The organism is Sulfolobus sp. A20 (genome assembly GCF_001719125.1).
GTDB lineage: Archaea > Thermoproteota > Thermoprotei_A > Sulfolobales > Sulfolobaceae > Saccharolobus.
The window spans coordinates 975,392-992,655 of sequence record NZ_CP017006.1 but is presented as its reverse complement, the minus strand read 5'-3'; the positions used below and the strand labels follow the sequence as shown (position 1 = coordinate 992,655).

At 33.9% G+C, this 17,264-nt stretch carries 20 protein-coding genes, 1 tRNA gene and 1 pseudogene; 5 read left to right on the top strand and 17 right to left on the bottom strand.

All coding sequences use genetic code 11. The features are described from left to right. Positions 1-6: 6 nt before the first annotated feature. The 9 genes from BFU36_RS05505 to BFU36_RS05465 are packed head-to-tail and all read right to left on the bottom strand — an operon-like array spanning position 7 to position 4,965. A complete protein-coding gene (locus BFU36_RS05505; RefSeq protein ID WP_069282621.1) occupies positions 7-207 on the bottom strand; it encodes a DNA-directed RNA polymerase subunit N in 201 nt (66 codons plus the stop codon). Positions 208-213: 6 nt separating this feature from the next. Beyond that, complete coding sequence (locus tag BFU36_RS05500) at positions 214-627, bottom strand: 30S ribosomal protein S9 (protein WP_069282620.1); 414 nt, start codon at positions 625-627, stop codon at positions 214-216. Continuing rightward, entirely contained in the window at positions 624-1,067 is a 444-nt protein-coding gene (locus tag BFU36_RS05495) for a 50S ribosomal protein L13 (protein ID WP_185957811.1), read from the bottom strand. The genes BFU36_RS05500 and BFU36_RS05495 overlap by 4 nt, the downstream gene beginning before the upstream one ends. A gap of 11 nt (positions 1,068-1,078) precedes the next feature. After that, entirely contained in the window at positions 1,079-1,438 is a 360-nt protein-coding gene (locus BFU36_RS05490; RefSeq protein ID WP_069282618.1) for a 50S ribosomal protein L18e, read from the bottom strand. Next, the gene (locus tag BFU36_RS05485; protein ID WP_069282617.1) at positions 1,438-2,235 is read right to left on the bottom strand and encodes a DNA-directed RNA polymerase subunit D; all 798 of its coding nucleotides are present in this window, start codon (positions 2,233-2,235) and stop codon (positions 1,438-1,440) included. The genes BFU36_RS05490 and BFU36_RS05485 overlap by 1 nt, the downstream gene beginning before the upstream one ends. A 15-nt stretch (positions 2,236-2,250) precedes the next feature. Then, positions 2,251-2,649, bottom strand: coding sequence for a 30S ribosomal protein S11 (locus tag BFU36_RS05480; RefSeq protein WP_069282616.1), 399 nt, complete (start codon positions 2,647-2,649; stop codon positions 2,251-2,253). Continuing rightward, positions 2,633-3,175, bottom strand: coding sequence for a 30S ribosomal protein S4 (locus BFU36_RS05475; protein ID WP_069282615.1), 543 nt, complete (start codon positions 3,173-3,175; stop codon positions 2,633-2,635). Before BFU36_RS05475 ends, BFU36_RS05480 begins: the two co-directional genes overlap by 17 nt. Positions 3,176-3,181: 6 nt before the next feature. Continuing rightward, positions 3,182-3,667, bottom strand: coding sequence for a 30S ribosomal protein S13 (locus BFU36_RS05470; protein ID WP_069282614.1), 486 nt, complete (start codon positions 3,665-3,667; stop codon positions 3,182-3,184). Positions 3,668-3,687: 20 nt separating this feature from the next. Further along, positions 3,688-4,965, bottom strand: coding sequence for an AIR synthase related protein (locus tag BFU36_RS05465; protein WP_069284615.1), 1,278 nt, complete (start codon positions 4,963-4,965; stop codon positions 3,688-3,690). 164 nt (positions 4,966-5,129) lie between these two features. Between BFU36_RS05465 and BFU36_RS05460 the strand changes: the two genes are divergently transcribed. The 3 genes from BFU36_RS05460 to dnaG are packed head-to-tail and all read left to right on the top strand — an operon-like array spanning position 5,130 to position 7,834. Next, the gene (locus BFU36_RS05460) at positions 5,130-5,474 is read left to right on the top strand and encodes a hypothetical protein (protein ID WP_231961252.1); all 345 of its coding nucleotides are present in this window, start codon (positions 5,130-5,132) and stop codon (positions 5,472-5,474) included. Positions 5,475-5,519: 45 nt separating this feature from the next. Beyond that, on the top strand, positions 5,520-6,602 hold the full coding sequence (locus BFU36_RS05455; protein WP_069282613.1) for a tyrosine--tRNA ligase: 1,083 nt from the start codon (positions 5,520-5,522) through the stop codon (positions 6,600-6,602). Positions 6,603-6,616: 14 nt separating this feature from the next. Next, complete coding sequence (gene dnaG / locus BFU36_RS05450) at positions 6,617-7,834, top strand: DNA primase DnaG (protein WP_069282612.1); 1,218 nt, start codon at positions 6,617-6,619, stop codon at positions 7,832-7,834. Here the strand turns inward: dnaG and BFU36_RS05445 are convergent. Next, entirely contained in the window at positions 7,831-10,092 is a 2,262-nt protein-coding gene (locus tag BFU36_RS05445) for a 3'-5' exonuclease (RefSeq protein ID WP_069282611.1), read from the bottom strand. The genes dnaG and BFU36_RS05445 overlap by 4 nt on opposite strands. 51 nt (positions 10,093-10,143) lie before the next feature. Beyond that, positions 10,144-10,599: a ribosomal protein S18-alanine N-acetyltransferase gene (rimI, locus tag BFU36_RS05440; protein ID WP_069282610.1), complete on the bottom strand. Its 456-nt coding sequence runs from the start codon at positions 10,597-10,599 to the stop codon at positions 10,144-10,146. Positions 10,600-10,619: 20 nt separating this feature from the next. Here rimI and BFU36_RS05435 point away from each other — a divergent pair, with 20 nt between their 5' ends. After that, complete coding sequence (locus tag BFU36_RS05435; RefSeq protein WP_069282609.1) at positions 10,620-11,651, top strand: mRNA surveillance protein pelota; 1,032 nt, start codon at positions 10,620-10,622, stop codon at positions 11,649-11,651. Here the strand turns inward: BFU36_RS05435 and BFU36_RS05430 are convergent. The 3 genes from BFU36_RS05430 to BFU36_RS05420 are packed head-to-tail and all read right to left on the bottom strand — an operon-like array spanning position 11,631 to position 13,855. Next, on the bottom strand, positions 11,631-12,677 hold the full coding sequence (locus BFU36_RS05430; RefSeq protein ID WP_069282608.1) for a radical SAM protein: 1,047 nt from the start codon (positions 12,675-12,677) through the stop codon (positions 11,631-11,633). The genes BFU36_RS05435 and BFU36_RS05430 overlap by 21 nt on opposite strands. Beyond that, positions 12,625-13,206 (bottom strand): DUF1122 family protein, encoded by a 582-nt coding sequence (locus BFU36_RS05425; protein WP_069282607.1) that lies wholly within the window; start codon positions 13,204-13,206, stop codon positions 12,625-12,627. Before BFU36_RS05425 ends, BFU36_RS05430 begins: the two co-directional genes overlap by 53 nt. Next, a complete protein-coding gene (locus BFU36_RS05420; RefSeq protein WP_069282606.1) occupies positions 13,199-13,855 on the bottom strand; it encodes a nucleotidyltransferase domain-containing protein in 657 nt (218 codons plus the stop codon). The genes BFU36_RS05425 and BFU36_RS05420 overlap by 8 nt, the downstream gene beginning before the upstream one ends. On the opposite strand from BFU36_RS05420, the pseudogene BFU36_RS05415 reads away from it, so the two are divergent. After that, positions 13,829-14,981: pseudogene (locus tag BFU36_RS05415) on the top strand (site-2 protease family protein). The gene BFU36_RS05420 and the pseudogene BFU36_RS05415 overlap by 27 nt on opposite strands. On the opposite strand, the gene lysS reads toward BFU36_RS05415, so the two are convergent. From lysS to rpl7ae, 3 genes are all read right to left on the bottom strand, one after another. Continuing rightward, positions 14,962-16,440 carry a lysine--tRNA ligase gene (gene lysS / locus BFU36_RS05410; RefSeq protein ID WP_069282604.1) on the bottom strand — a complete coding sequence of 493 codons (1,479 nt, stop codon included), beginning with the start codon at positions 16,438-16,440 and terminating at the stop codon, positions 14,962-14,964. The pseudogene BFU36_RS05415 and the gene lysS overlap by 20 nt on opposite strands. Before the next feature lie 234 nt (positions 16,441-16,674). Further along, a tRNA-Trp gene (locus BFU36_RS05405) sits at positions 16,675-16,811 on the bottom strand. A 58-nt stretch (positions 16,812-16,869) separates the two neighbouring features. After that, positions 16,870-17,256 (bottom strand): 50S ribosomal protein L7Ae, encoded by a 387-nt coding sequence (gene rpl7ae, locus BFU36_RS05400; protein ID WP_069284613.1) that lies wholly within the window; start codon positions 17,254-17,256, stop codon positions 16,870-16,872. Positions 17,257-17,264: the final 8 nt, after the last annotated feature.

Genomic DNA, 17,264 nt, shown 5'->3' with positions numbered 1-17,264 from the left:
CTCCCCCTAAATAGGTCTAGTATAGTGTATGATTTCGTGTATTATATCTACATGTGAGAGGAACATCCTCCTACAACAATATCTTTTAACGCCTAGATCGTCTAAAACTTTCCCGGGATCTTCTCCCGTATTCACTCTATTGATAAAGATTTCCCACTTATCTGCTATTAACGAACCACATGTAAAACATCTTATAGGTATGATCATACCATATCACCTATATGACTTTTGCCTCCACCTTCTTGCACTGTATCTCATCCACTTCTCTGATTCTGTTTGTCTTGGATCTCCGGCTAACATAGTCCTATCATATGATCTATAAATTTTAGCTAATTCATCACTATTTGTATACTTAAGAATTGCCCTAGCTAGTGCCATTCTAGCAGCATCCGCTTGACCCATGATTCCTCCTCCGCTAGTAAATATCCAGCAATCAATTTTAGATCTAACGTTTTCACCAGCGAGTAGTAACGGCTCCATTATTTTTAATCTAACCATCTCTATTGGAACTAATTCTATAGGAGTCTTATTTACGTACACCCTACCTTTGCCGGGATATAAATAACATGTAGCTCTGGCCATCTTCCTTCTAGCGCTCGTTATAATCACTTGCTCTTGTTGACTCATCCAGACCACCCTAATTCTTTTGCCACAACCTCTACTGTGACATACTTACCTTTAAGTCTACTTATATCTGCTTCAGGGAATTTAATAAACTGCTTCCCCTCAAATTCTCTTGGCACTCCAATATAAGCCTTAACATTCTTCAACATTCTACGACCTTTGCCACTTTTAGGCAACATTCCCCTAATAGTTCTCTTAACAATGTTTATAGGTGATCTAGGTCTTCTTATCCCGTTTTTATATGGATTAAATAACGTTCTTACGTTAAAGAGTAACCTATAGGATTCAACTACTCGGGTTTTTTCTCCACTTATAATCGCTTTTTCTGTATTAACAATAACCACTTTCTTTCCATCCTTTAATAACCTCACAATCATACTAGCCATCCTACCTAATATCTGCCCTTCCGCATTTATAATCACAATATCATTTTGGTGTTGCACTTGCGTTTGGCTCATTGTTTCATCAACCTCACACTCTTACCCTTAAAGTCTTTAAAAGTTTCTAATGCTTTATTAAAACTCATAACTTGTCCTCCAGCTTCCTTAATTTTCCTTAAAGCAGAAGAGGAGAAATCTAATGCTATAACAGTTACTGGATGGTCCAGCTTTCCTATACCTAAAACCTTACCTGGAACAACAACTATCTCATTGGGCTTAGTATACTTATTTATTTTATATATATTTATATAAGGTCTCTTTCTCGAAGGCAGGGATAACTCCTCAGCTACCTTTCTCCAAATTGCTTTCTTCTCCTTTTTTAGCTTACTAACAAGCTTTCTGATCGTAATATTAGTACTTCCAGTTTTATTCATCACTTAACCACCTCTTTGAACTTCCTCTCAAATTCTTCAATCTTTTTAATAATGCTTTTGCCAGCCTCTATTAAAATTCTCTCTGGTTTAAGCGATCCCACACTCTCAATTTCCAAAATATACTTATCTTCTACTGCTGAAATTCTAATTTGACCGTTACAACGTTTTATACATTCTTCACATAGGGTACAAGCCATTTCGTTCTTTACTTCTAATTTGCCTTCTTTCATTTCAAAGACTCCTTCTGGGCAAACCTTTACTGCTTCCTCACAATTACCTATTATTTCTACTTTTGGATAATACCTAGAAACAGCTTGGCTTACTGGTATAAACTTTGCATGTTCTCTTCCGTAACCTAATCTTAATCTCGCCTCTAGTGAGATCTTTTGGTTAGGCCCTAGAAGGACTATTGGAATTTCATTAGAAATTGGCGTAACACTAGGGTCTTCCGTCTTTATATCCTTAGTATATAACATTAATGGACCATTCGTAGCCTCTACTTCAATGTATATCTTTGCATAACAGTTTTCACAATTTTCAGTACATTCTATGCATTCCTCTGGTGGTCTATAATGATCTATTGCCTCATTAGAGTTGAAAGGAATTAGCCCAAGTCTATGGGCTAAAATTTCATCATATAAAGGACTCGTGTTCTCTATGAAATACACCTCATCAACAGCCATTACAGGCACATATAACATAGAAGCTCTTCTTAATGCATTAACGAATTCTAAAGGATATTTTTCAAATATTAAATGAACTCTTCTATCATCCTTATAAACTAATTTTATTGGCATAAAAACAATTCCCCTTTAGACTCTTCTTCCTCTTCTTCCTCCAGGTCTTCTAATGCTGTCATGAGGTATAGGTGTAACATCTTCTATCCTACCAATTATGAATCCTGCCCTAGCTAATGCCCTTATAGCTGGTTGAGCACCAGGCCCAGGGGTCTTACTCCCATATCCTCCCGGAGCTCTTACCTTTATGTGAAGTGCCATTATACCTCTTTCTAGTGCTTCACTAGCAGCCTTATTTGCAGCTAGCATTGCTGCGTAGGGAGATGGTTTTTCTCTATCAGCCTTTACTACCATTCCACCACTTGCCTTAGCTATCATTTCAGCTCCACTAATGTCAGTTATAGATATTATCGTGTTATTTTGAGAAGCGTAGATGTGAGCTACGCCCCATCTAATTTCACGCCTGCTCGACATTTGCCTCACCAATCTGTTTCTGAGTTACGGGTGGATTTGACTTGAATGGAGAAGTTGCGTAATAATCTATTAAATCTTCCTCATCTACACTAACAATATAACCCGGAGATGTTACTCTCTTTCCCCCTATCGCTATATGACCATGAACTATCAATTGCCTTGCTTGATATACAGTATTAGCTAAACCCTTTTTGTAAACTAATGTTTGTAATCTTCTCTCTAAGAGATTCTCTTCGGTTAAACTTAGAATATCATCAACAGTAGAGTTTTCACCTTTAAGCAGTCCAATTTTAGCTAACTTACCTACTAATTGCTTCTCCCTAACTAGTCTCTCTGCCGGAGGTAATGCAAGTAAAGATCTAGCTTGATGCCTAAAATTCCTTATTATAGTTTGGGCAATCCAAATTTCACGCTTGTTTCTTAATCCATATCTTCCAAGTAATTCTTGCTCATGCCTTAATCTATCTTTAATCCAAGGATGACCGGGAGTTTCCCATTTCTTCCTGCTCTTTTTAGGATCTCCCATTTATTTTCACCCTTGTTGTGATTTGGACTGTTGTTGTGGTTGCGCGGTTTTCTTTTTGCTTACTCCTATTGTCATTCCGGTTCTACCTGTAGTTCTAGTTCTCTGTCCTCTAACTTTTAATCCTAGTGAATGTCTCACTCCTCTCCAACTCTTATTTCTTTTCTCTCTTTCAATATCATTCCTAACGTAGAATATCAAGTCTGAGGTAACTAAATGTAGATCAATGCCAGTATCATAATCCCTTCTTCTATTATATATCCAGCTTGGTAAACCCTTTATTAAGTGTTCAGCATAAGCACTCTCAATCTTCTTCAAATCAGCATCAGAGAGTTCACCTAGTCTCGCGTTTTGATCTAATCCCAGCTTATATATTATAGCTTTTGCCGTATTATATCCTATACCCTTTACCATTGCTAAGGCATAAGGCAGTTTCATAGTACCATCTACGTCTTGACCGAAAATTCTAACAACGTATTTAAACTGCTGACTCATTAACTATCAACTTGTATGGTCTATGTAAAACTGGCTTTTAAGTTTTTCAATATATCATCTATTTTCCTTTTAGCTTCTTCTATCGCGTAGTCTAGCCTTTTAGAGATTTCTTCAACTGAAAACTTCGTATTATTTCCAATATATTTCTTTATAGGAGTATAAGGACTTTCTCTGAATTGGGGATTTAGTTCTCTTCCATCAATAGTTATTATAGGGTATTTTTTAAGATCATCTACATATCCTATTACATCACTTCTTATTCCATGTTCTCTTAGCTTATCGATTACAATATCTTCTTTATAAGTAAAAATTAAAATAGAATCTATTGAAATTCCAAATGGATCAATATCAAGCATTTTTAACATATCATATACTCTTGAATTTATTAGTGAAATGAATTTTTTATCGTCTATTACTAGACTTAGATTATTCATTCTAGAGATTTCCAAAGCATCTCCCCTTATCCCTCCGTTTGTCACATCAGTCATAGAGTAAACGTAATCGGCTAGACTATCTCTAACTAAACTACATGTCAAGAGGTCAGAGAAACTAAATGTTTCTGTAACAACTTCAGGAATACCGTTAAATATTGCTGTTGTTGCGATAGTTCCTCCCCCATTTCCTTCAGTCATAATTATCTTCATGCCTTTCCTTATATTCTTCCTAGAGAAATCGCGGGATTTTAATATTCCTACAGCACCAACTCCGCCACTTATTCTTTCCCCTATTACTAAATCCCCTCCTATTCTTAATGTACTTCCTGCAAGAATTGGTACGTTTAATGCTAAACTTACAGTATTTACTCCTGCTTCGAAGTCAATCAGCATTCCAACATCGCTATCATCTGAAAGATGTATGTCAACTAGTAAACCTATCGGATAAGCTCCCTTTACTAATATATCTCTAAGCGTTGCTTTAGTTGCATAAAAACCCGCTAAAAAAGGGAAATATGATAATCTAGAATGTATACCGTCGACTGCTATTACAATATTGTCTTTAACTCCAGCATCGTCGAATTCCTCTTTTTTCTTACCAGTTAGTTCAAATAATTTCAAATGAATTAAATTATCCCCCACTCCTCTCGAACCTAAACCAGCTTCTCCAGCTGTTATACCAGTTTTAGGAAACGAGTACAACTTGTCGGCTTTAAGCGAGTTAATAACCTCACGTATAATTATCTTACTCACTTCCTCAGCATTGTAATTAACTCCTTTGTAAAATCTTAGTTCTTCAATGAGTTTTTCTCTAGCTCTTTCTAAGTCAGGATATAGTTTACGTACAATACCCTCTAGGTCCATCTTTACCATAGAAATAATATTTATAAATAATAAGCTTGTTTGTATGCATTGTAAAAAGATTACAGTAATTATTTCAGAAACTCAAAAAAGATTTATAAACGTAAATGAGAGCGATTTACCGTAAAATTGTAAAAATACTATAACTTTTTTACCACTTGAAAATAGTGAATATAGGGTCTGAATTGCCACCTAATATTAAGGCTTCTTTTGATAAACTATATGATTGTGAAAATGAGTACTGCGTTCAGAGGCTAGTTGATGATTATCTAAACGAGTTAATGAAAGGAAACACTACCAGCCCATTTAAATTAGTTAGAGAAGAAATAGATGAAGATAAGTCTATCCTAGATGAAAAATTCATACTTAACACTTATTTGTTTATTAAAGTCTTGCTAAGAAGAATCATAGATATCGATATAGATTTCGAATACGTAATTAATGATTTGGAAAAAAGACTAGGTCCTCTGCATCCAGTAGTTCTCTTTCTAAAACAATTTAGAGATGATTAGCACTTTTTTACTCAAACTTCTTTTTTATCTTTGGGGAAACTGATAATGAGCAATCATCGATTACAGCTTATAACACGTAATGTAGCAGAAGTAATAACTATAGATGAGTTAAAGGATAAATTAGATAGTAATCAACAGTTAAAGGGTTATATAGGATTCGAACCTAGTGGTCTATTTCATATTGGATGGCTAATATGGGCTCAAAAGCTTAAAGACTTGATCGATGCTGGAGTGGAAATGAGTATATTGAGAGCAACATGGCACGCATGGATAAACGATAAGTTAGGAGGAGATATGAATTTAATAAAGCTGGCAGCTGATTATACAATAGAAGTCTTAAGGAATTTTGGAATAGACACCACTAAATTAAAAGTAATAGATGCCGAAGAATTAGTTGAGGATAAGAATTATTGGAGCCTAGTTTTAAAGGTAGCTAAAAGCGCAAGCTTAGCCAGAATAAAGAGAGCTTTGACGATTATGGGTAGAAAGGCTGAAGAGGCTGAGATTGATGCCTCTAAATTGATATATCCCGCAATGCAGGTAAGTGATATATTCTATTTAGATTTAGATCTAGCACTTGGCGGAACTGACCAAAGAAAAGCGCATATGTTAGCTAGAGACGTAGCTGAAAAATTAGGCAAAAAGAAGGTCATATCTATTCACACTCCGTTGCTTGTAGGATTACAAGGAGGGCAGAGAATGAATACGATAGAAGGTTTAGAAGAAGACGACATACAAGCAGAGATAAAAATGAGTAAGTCGAAACCCGAGTCTGCCGTGTTCGTGAATGATCCTCCAGAAGACGTTGAAAGAAAAATAATGGGTGCTTATTGTCCCAAGGGAGTTGTAGAAAATAATCCAATTATTCAGATAATTAAATATATAATCTTTACTAAATATAATAGTTTTAAAATAGAGAGAGATATAAAATATGGAGGAGACATAGAATTTAAGAGCTATGAGGAGCTAGAGAAGATGTACATAGATGGCAAAATACATCCGATGGATTTAAAGAAGGCGACAGCAAAAAAATTAAATGAAATATTAGATCCTATAAGAAGAGGTCTAGATAAAAAATCGGAATATAAAGATTTAATTCAAATCATAAGTAAAAGTGTATCTAGATAAAACAGGTGAAATAAATGAAATACAATGTTAGGATAAGGTTTGAGGTAGACGGAATAGTAGAGAAGACTGACGTTATAGGTGCAATATTCGGTCAGACTGAAAACTTATTTGGGGATGAATTTGACCTAAGAGAATTACAAGATAAGGGAAGATTAGGAAGAATTATAGTTGAAATTAAGACTAAGTCGAATAGGAGTGAAGGAGAGGTAATAATTCCGTCAAACCTAGACAGGATTGAAACAGCGTTAATTGCAGCAATGATTGAAAGCGTTGATAAAGTAGGTCCTTATAATTCCAAATTTGAACTAGTTGAAATAGAAGATATAAGGGCAGAGAAATTAAAGAAAATAATTGAGAGGGCTAAAGGAATACTAACTAACTGGAATAAAGAAAGAGCCTTGGATATAAAGGAAGTAATATATGAGATTAGTAGCGCAGTAAAAACTGCAGAGATAATCGAATACGGAGAGGAGAGATTGCCGGCGGGTCCAGATGTAGAAAAAGATCCTAATCTGATAATAGTTGAGGGAAGAGCCGATGTATTGAATTTATTAAGATATGGTTATAAGAACGTAATAGCTATTGAGGGAGCTACGTCAAAGATACCAGATTCAATAGTTAACTTATCTAAGAAGAAGAAAACAGTTATTGCCTTTGTAGATGGAGACCACGGAGGAGATCTAATACTTAAAGAATTGCTGAACAATAATGTTAAAATAGACTTTGTGGCAAGAGCTCCCGTTGGAAGAGAAGTAGAGGAATTAACAAACAAGGAAATAGCCAAGGCTTTGTCCAATATGATACCCTTATCACAGTATCTCAAGAAGTTACAAGAGACCCAGCAAATCATAGCTGAAAACGCTATGGCAATTGTAGAAAAACCAGCTCAAGCTGAAGTAAAACAAGTTCAAGAAAGAGCCGTTCAAATAGCATTACCCCAAAACATTGTGGAAGAGGTCAAAAAGCTTCCCGGCACTCTAGAAGGAATACTTTATGATGAAAATTGGAACATAATTGAAAGAGTGCAAGTGAGAGACATTATACCTAAATTAGAAAATTATCAAGAAAACAAAGTAACATATATAGTATTTGATGGAGTAATAACACAGAGATTACTTGACCTTGCTTCACAAAAAAATATTAAAATGATAATAGGAGCGAGAATAGGAGGAATTGGAAAGAGGCCACAAAACGTAGACATACTGACTTTTTCAGACTTAATCACTTCCTAAAATAGGTCAAGAATATCGGCTCCAAGCATCTTTAAGTCTTTTTCTTTTATTCCAAAATATTTTAGTACTATCATCAACGAGGGAATAATTTGGTTGTTAAGATAGTATTCAACATCTATCTTATTCTTTTCCTTAACCATGAAAAATGGCTCAGCTCTATTGGAAACATTACTTGAACCTTTAATAATTACATAACCTATCTTATCTCCTTTTGCGACCAAGTAACCTGACTTGTTAGCTTTTTCTGCAGCTACTACTTGAGGTGGCTTAGGATTAGAAAATGAATCGACGACTCCCCAAATGGCTAGATCTTCAACTTTATACTCACCTCTTTTAAGCTTAGCTATGGATGTTCTGATAAGTTTTATAACCTCCTTAATATTGTTGGAATAGAATATAGAATTGATAACTTGATCTTGTAAATCTCTAGCCAAATTGCATAAATTTTCACGAAATCTTTTCAGCCCAAATATTTCTATCTTTCCATTTTCCAATAAACCTATAAATGCGTTATTGTTTTCCAAAAATATTATTTTCCTATAGTTTTTCTCAATATTTATATTAGATCTGTATAATTGATTAATATTTCTTACTAATTCGCTTACATTTTCTGCTTTACCCTTTAAGAAGACGGACGTAAGATCTGCATAAATCACCTTTACATCAGTTCCTTCAAGCATCTTCATAATATTACTTACTATGTCCTTGCCCAGAGTATCTATTAGTTCATTAATTTCCTTATTATACCACCTAGAACCCATCCGTCTTAGATAAAGAAGAAATGTGCGTAAAATAATACTGATAGCTCTATCCCTATCACTTAGCCCTAGTAACCTACTTAATACACTTGGGTAAATACCTTTTGGCTCGGTTCTAAATCGATAATTGAAGACCTGTTTACAAACTTCACATTCCTCATTCACTAAAGTATCTGGTGATATATTATATTCTAAGATTTTTGAAATAAATATAGGTGTTATGTCTAAAACATATACATTTTCATGTATACCGGGCATAGGAGGTACTACAACATCACTCCTATTCTTTTCCTTATCTTGATCACGCTTATTCGGTACCAAATGCTGCATTTTATATGCCTCTCTAATTAGCAACCATTCAACACTACTAGTAATATTAGCTGCTGGCAAATGGTCTAAGGGAAAGCCAGTTATCTCTGATATTTGTTCACTTATTGGAAGAATTTTTTGGCTTAATAAATAAATCAGTTTTACTTTCTCCATATTATATTCTTTGACAAGATCTTTTTCCTTAACATTATCCCAATATTTTCGAATTTCATACCATTTTAACATTTTATTTTTACATTCAGATAAATTAAAATATTCTGCAGATTTACAAATATCTTCTATATAATTTCTAGAAAGAAGTTTTAGAGTACCCTCTAGATCAACGTTAAGTCTTCCAGATATAGAATAATGGCCATAAGTTCCTTGTGAAACCTCTACCTCTGGCTTTCTGCCTATTTCAATCCTTACCCCAAGCGTCTTAGCCCTTTCTAACATATAGGGCCAAGCGAACTCATTGCTGTTATATCCCACTATTATATCAGGGTCATACTTTAGTATGAAGTCCACAAAACTTCTGAAAACTTTTAATTCATCATCTGAACTAATTTGGAAACCTCCTTGATTTGTCCACAACCCTATAAGTATAAGAGGATCTCGTCTTGGGTTTGGATATCCGTATCTTGTGTAGACCTCTATGTCAAATGCTAAAGTTCTTAAATCTGGTCTTTTATCCTCATATCTCGAAATAATCTTTTTTAACTCATATATTTTATTAACTCTAATACCTTCGTTAGAGCCTATTTCCTCTACCTCAGCCTCTATCCAAGAAAAAGGTTTTAGATCATTATCGATTAGATATCGCATAGAAAACCTTATGTCAGCTTCATAAACCTCCTTAATACCTTTTATCTTGGTGACTAGATTTCTATAAATCCTTACGTAGGTAGGGATTCTGGTTTTAATTAATAAGACGTCAATATTCATGTTATTTGGAGCTTTTCTCATGACAGTCTCAATGCTCTCTATTGGCGATTCTTGTCTACTTATAGCTCTTATTTCTTCTATAATTTTCTCTTTGTTACCCTCGAAGGATGCATAGAAATAAGGCTTGAAACTCTTCTCTATTAATAGTACTCTTTCATTATTTTGGTCTATGCCCCAGATATAAATTAATGGTGAGTTGTTCTTTACCTCATATGATACGTCAAGTATAAAGAAATTCCTAATCATGATATTTAGTAAGATATTCGGGCTTTTGAACCTATTTAGAATTTTTGAAAATTAATCAATATTGATATTATATAAATTTTTCACCATGATTAATGCATGCTTACCTCTACCATAGTAATTTTTTCGCAAATATGTAGAAATATATCCATTTTTCCAATATAGAGAAATAGCTTCACGATTCCTTAGATCTACTTCTAGATAAGAATATTTAGCATTTTTCATCTTAAATTTTTCTTCAATTGATTTTAGAAGAATAGAGCCTATTCCCCTCTTTCTGTATGCCTTATCTACGGCTATCGATACTATATGACCTCTGTATCCGTTCTGAATTATCCCAATAACGTATCCAATTATTTTTCCATCGTACTTAGCAGTGAGATATAAGCCATCTGCTAAAACTAAATATGCCCGTAAAAGAGAATAAGGATAAGGCTTTTCAAAACTATTAACTTCTATTCGATATATCTCATCTAGATCATTCTCTGATGCATCAGATATAAGTATCATCCTTGAGTAATATATGAGATGTGAGAATATTAGAGTTTGACGAGAAAAGACAGTTAATGAGGTTACACGTGGAGACAGAAGACGATCTTTGGACTTTACATATAATTTTACAAAATGGAGATAAAATAATCGCGCGTACTTCAAGAGACGTAGGATTAGGGAAAGAGAGTAGACGTATACCGATGACGATAATACTTAAGGTAGAGCATACAGAATTTCAAGAATTTACAAATAGATTACGAATTCATGGAATAATAGAAGATGCACCAGAGAGATTTGGTATAAAAGGAGCTCATCACACTGTTAATCTGGATATAGGGGACGAAATAGTTATAATAAAAGATCATTGGTCTAAATATGCAGTTGATAGAATATACAAACAAGCTAAGAGTAAAAACAATATTTTAATAGTTATCGTAGATTTTGATGAGTATATAATTGCTATACCGTACGAACAAGGGATAAAAATACTTTCTGAAAAAAACTTAAAATCAATAAGTGACGATGAAATTACAGTTGAAAGAAACGCAGAGGAAGTAGTTAATGAGATCCAATCTTTCACAGATCAATATCACCCTAACGCAATTTTGATAGCTGGACCTGGATTTTTTAAAGAAATTATAGCTAAAAAGCTTAATTTAAAAAACGTTAACATCTATATTGATAGCGTATCCTCAGCTACCAGAGCTGGATTAAATGAAATACTCAGAAGAGATATAATAGACAAGATAATGAGTGACTATGAGATATCAAAGGGAATAAAATACATGGAAAAGGCTTTAGAGTTATTAACAAAACAACCCAATTTAGTAGTTTACGGTGTGGAACATGTAAAGAATGCCTCTGAGATGGGGGCAATAGATATAATCTTAGTTATAGAAGATATGATATCAAATACTGACGAGGAGAAAAGGATAGAGATAGAAAAAATTCTCGAGGATGTCGAGAATAAGCGCGGAGAAGTTATATTAGTACCTAAGGAATCTCCTATTTATTACCAACTTAAGAGCCTTACTGGAATACTAGGAATTTTAAGATTTAGTATAAATTAAATTTTGGTTTACCCTTAATCTTCTGAAATCGGGATGCTCTTCAACGATGTATATTTCCTTTATTACTCCCATATATTTTTTCTTAAGATTCTCAACTACAGTTGGAGAAATTGAATACTCATTTTCACTTATTCTCTCACCGAAATCTTCCATCTCGTAAATAGGTTTCTCGGTCCTTATTATTGCTCTTACAACAGTTCCCTCATTGGTATAATCTTCATAGGCTTTAGCACTATATTTTATTGTTCTAAAGAACCTAGTTCTAGTCTCAACAACGTCCTTATAAACTGAACTGCAATAATGTAAGGTCAACCTCTTCTCATTCTCAAATTTCTTGATAATATCGTATGCAGTTTCAAAACTACCCGATACGCCAGTTATACCATGACCTACGCGAAACCCTTTACTATTAAGATTTGTATAATTTCTTGAATTTAATTCTAATTCATTTAAATTTATAAACTTAACGTTGTTTTCTATTGCCCACTTTATTAGCTTCTCTACTTTCTCATTATCATTAGGAACTGCTGGTATTTCCATACCTACATCTATATCATATTTCAATGCCGTCTTTATCGCATTTAAATATATCTCCTTAACTGGATGAAATCTAATTTCATCCAATCCAGCATTGACCAACTCTATCATCACATCATCATTTACATAACGACCAGTTGTATACAAGTGAACGTGAAAACTTTGACCAAACTCGTCCTTAAGTAACCTTATTGCTTCAACTACTCTATCAATTTTAAGAATGGGGTCTCCTCCGGTAATCCCGGCACCTAATGCCTTCATTCTATAAGCCTCATAGATTATGTTAAAGAGATCTGCAACAACTTCCATCTCATTGGCAAAAATTCTATCCTTATTAAAACGTTCCTCACTAACGGGGCAATAATAACAGTTATCATCACAATATCCAGTTATGTATAATACTAACTTGCTTCCTAATCTGCAGAGTTCACATCCTTTAGGTAATTTCCCATTGTATAAGCTTATCTCCGGATTTCCTATAATGGTCAATTAATTCCTCCACTTTATCTCTCACTTTTTCACTTTTAACTTCTCTCTTTAATTCTGTCAGTTGCCTTATAGCATCAGATAAATTAAGAGGTTTATTAGCTTGGAGTTTAGGGAAACCTTCATTACCACCTTCAGGAAAATACCAATTCTTAAACCACGTAAAACCAGCTGAAAGAATCGAGAAACCTAAGGGGGTTTCAGCTGGATGCTGACCTTTATATAGCATTTCCATAGTCTCCTTATCTCTGATATAAGTAACAAACAACTTAGATGCAGGACACAATAAGTTGTAGATGCGTTTAAATAAATTTACTTCAAGCTTTTCTGACATATATCTTAAAACTGGATAATAATCAATTTCTAACCAAGGAGTATAATACTCTCTGCCCTCAAAATAATTGCACCTACCAATAATCTGAGTCCCTAGCATTAAATCAAAAGTTATTAACTCCTTTATATGAGAGCGTTTTACATTTATTACATTTAATTTCAAGTTTTTATCTAAATATAAATTGTCTATGTTAAACATTTATCATTCTCCTAAAATATTTATTGGTCTTATATAACTTATTTATTACATCATAAATAGTATCATCTCCACTAATATCATATCTAAGGTATATACCAGAGTGACCACTTTCTTTCCTTTTCATTAATAACGCTTCTCTTTCCCTTATAGTATTAACTGAAATCTTTAATAGTTTAGACGCGTAGTCCTCATTTCCCTGCAGAGAGATTTCCATATGTCCGTAATCTGTAGGTTCAATTATGTACAATTTCTTGTTTACTCCGGGCACTCTCTTATTATTCTCTAGATCCTCTATACCCACTAACCCTCCAAAGTTATAGAATTCAACTTCATCTCGCTTTAGCTTTCCAAGAGGAAATGAGATTACTACTTTCTCGTCCTCATCTAGCGATAAATAAGCTTTTGGTGTTGACCAAGGTGTAGGCTGAATAATATATTTATGATGAACGTTCAACGTATCTAACAAAATATAGTTAGGTTCAAAAATTACGATATCTATATCACTTTTCTCATTTACATCCCCCCTAGCTACTGATCCATAAACAAAGCCTATAAGCCCTAATTTTTTTAAGTTATATAAAAGGTCTAAAGCCATTTTCCTTTTCTTTGTTAATAGTCTCCAATGAGCATCTGTATACTCTACTTGCATAGTTTTTATATTCACTATCACTGTATTTAGACTTATGGATATTATTTACTTAACATTAGTGACATTTCTAGCATCTTGGATAATAATTTATTTATTAAAAGATAAACTTAAAAAATACAATATAACTGTTTATCCTTTCTTTATAATGTGGAGAAAAAAATCTAGGGAATATTGGTTTCCTAGAGTTTCTAAATCCAAAATATACAAAATCTATGAGAGAATATCAATGTTTCTAGGCTTTATATTAATGATTGGGGGAATATCACTAATATTTTATATAATAGTTGAAATGTTTACAATAAAACCTAATCAAACACCTTCTATTGCACTTAAACCGATCATCCCTGGCGTTACTATAGGATTGTCACAAGTTCCATACCTCTTACTAGCTATCGGAATCTCGGTTGCAGTACACGAAATTTTTCATGCGCTATCAGCTACTTCAAATAATGTTAGAGTAAAAAATGGTGGAATTTTGCTATTGGCAATATTCCCAGGTGCATTTGTAGAGCCAGACGATAACGAGTTTAACTCTTCATCAACAACTAGTAAGATAAAGATAATAAGTGCTGGTATAGTGATAAATTTAATATTAGCACTTATTGCATTACCACTATCCTTTGAACTACCATATTTACCAAGCGCATTATCTCATGGTATACAGATAGTGGGTGTGCTAAAAAATAGCGTAGCTTATAATTCTTCAATAACTGCAGGAGATATAATATATGCCATAAACGGTCATCCTATTACTACTTTTCAACAGTTGCATGAATTCCTCACTAACTACACTAACGTTTCAATAACATTGTTGTTGCCTAATCATACTTTTCATAATATATCAGTTTACATTCCCAACCATTTGTTAGGTGTTTACGTTACATATTATATACCGGGACCTTTAATATCAATATTAACATTTTTCACTTGGATGTTCATAGTAAATTTCAGCCTATCACTTTTCAACGCAGCGCCTTTAATAATTACCGATGGAGGGAAACTATTAACTGAAGCTTTAAAGAGATTTCTAGGGGAAAACGGTGAAAAAGTGTCCTTTTACTTGCAGTCAATATTCTTGTTAACTTTTATATTTGCAATATTTGTTTCTAATCGTCCTCCAGGATAACTTTACTACTTATCATAGGAAATGGAATTACTTCTTTTATACTATAATTATTAGTTAACAACATTATTAATCTATCAATTCCTATTCCTAAACCCCCAGTAGGAGGCATCCCATAACTTAACGCCCTTATAAAGTCTTTATCATATGGATGTGCCTCCTCATCCCCACGCTTGAACATCTCTTGCTCCTCTTTAAATAATTTATCTTGAAGTATCGGATCATTAAGCTCCGTATACGCATTAGCAAACTCCATTCCTGCAATAAATAGCTCAAATCTCTCTACTAATCCTTGTTTACTTCTATGAGGTTTGCATAATGGAGTAGTCTCTATAGGATAGTCAGTTATAAATGTAGGATCTACAATATTAGGCACTACTAACTTATCAAAGAGTTTCTCTATCATTAGTCCTCTTATGTACTTATTCCCTCTAGGAATAAGACCATACTTCTTCATTAATTCTGTTAACTCTTCATCGGTCATACCTTCTACGTTCTTTCCTAAAGCTTCTGATAAAGCCTCAAACATGGAAACTCTTCTGAATGGTTTCTCTAAGTCTATTTCATATTTACTATAAGTGATTTTTGTGGTGTTGAGAACTCTTTTAGCGACTGTTCTTATTAAATCTTCAGTTAGATTCATGATATCATTATAGTCAGCGTAAGCCCAATATAGCTCGAGTAAAGTAAACTCCGGATTATGAGTCACATCTATATCTTCATTTCTAAAAACTTTTCCAATTTCAAATACTTTATTAAATCCTCCAATAATATACCTTTTAAGATATAATTCAAGCGCTATTCTTAGGTACCAATCCTCATTTAGATAATTAACATGAGTTCTAAAAGGTCTAGCTAAAGCTCCACCATATACTGGTTGAACCACTGGAGTCTCTACCTCAATGAAGCCCTTAGAATATAAGTATTCCCTAATGCTTCTAATTGCACTATACCTTATCTCCATTGCTCTTCTGGCGTTATCATTATATAGGAAATCGACATAACGATGAGCATATCTGAATTCTGGGGATAGTTTAGACCAGTCCGGCGGTTCTACTAATGCCTTCGACAATAATTTATAATCTTTTACAAGTAGGCTTAACTCTCCTTTCATGGTATAAAACACATCGCCTTTAACTCCTATTATATCCCCTCTATCTATATACTTAAAGAAATCTTCATACTTTTCATTAAGCTCATTTACTCTTAGATATAATTGTAGTTTCTCTCCTTCATCAAAAATATCTACAAAGGAAGCTTTACCGTGTCTCCTTATATTAGCCACTCTTCCAGCGGTAGAGATGTTAAACACGAATGGTTCATGTGACTTTGAATCGTAAGAAAGGGCAAGATTTTTTATATCCTTAATAGTATGTGTAATCTCATATTTAGCTGGATAAGGCTCTATACCCAATTTTCTAAGTTCTTCAATGATTTTTACTCTCCTTTCGTCCCAATTCATCGGCAATAAATTACTTTACGAAAATTAAAGTCTGTCTTCTCTTACAAGATGAATAACCTTATTTGAAGCCATTAACTTTTATTATCACTTTTACATTGAAGATCATCACCAATAACCCTTTTTAAGGAATAAACGGTTAAAAATGATTTTGAGCTAATCGCTTAGTCTAGGATTATGTTAAAAATTATATACCGAAAAGTCAAATAGTTAAAAATTAACGACCATCAAAATGTATGGGCCCGCGGGGACTTGAACCCCGGACCACTGGGTCTCTCCTCTCCAGATATACCTCATCCCTAGGAAAGGTCGGCTGACCCAATGTATAGCACATATCTGGAGCCCAGCACTCTACCTTGCTAAGCTACGGGCCCACGGTTTAATTTAGAACTGGAAAGAAAATAAATTTAATGTATAAAAAAGGCATTAGAATTAACTTGATGTAGCTTTTCCTCTTATTTCGTTTACTCTCTTTATAACTTCATCCAATATTTCTTTAGCCTCGCCTGGCTCAATTATTGCAACAGAAGCAGCAGCTACTTGAAGACCAGCAGCTTCACCAAGTGCTTTCTTGGAGGAGACGTAAACATAAGGAACTTTCTTCTCATCACACAACGCTGGTAAATGTGCTACTATCTCCTCCGGCTGAACATCCTCAGCAATTGCAACTAATTTAGCTTGACCTCTTTCTACAGCTTTTGTAACCTCGTTAGTTCCCTTCTTTATTTTCCCCGAATCTTTAGCCTTTCTTATTAAATCTAGAACCTTATCTGCTAAATCTTGAGGTACTTCAAATTTTACATAAACTGGTTTAGACATAGCGTTCA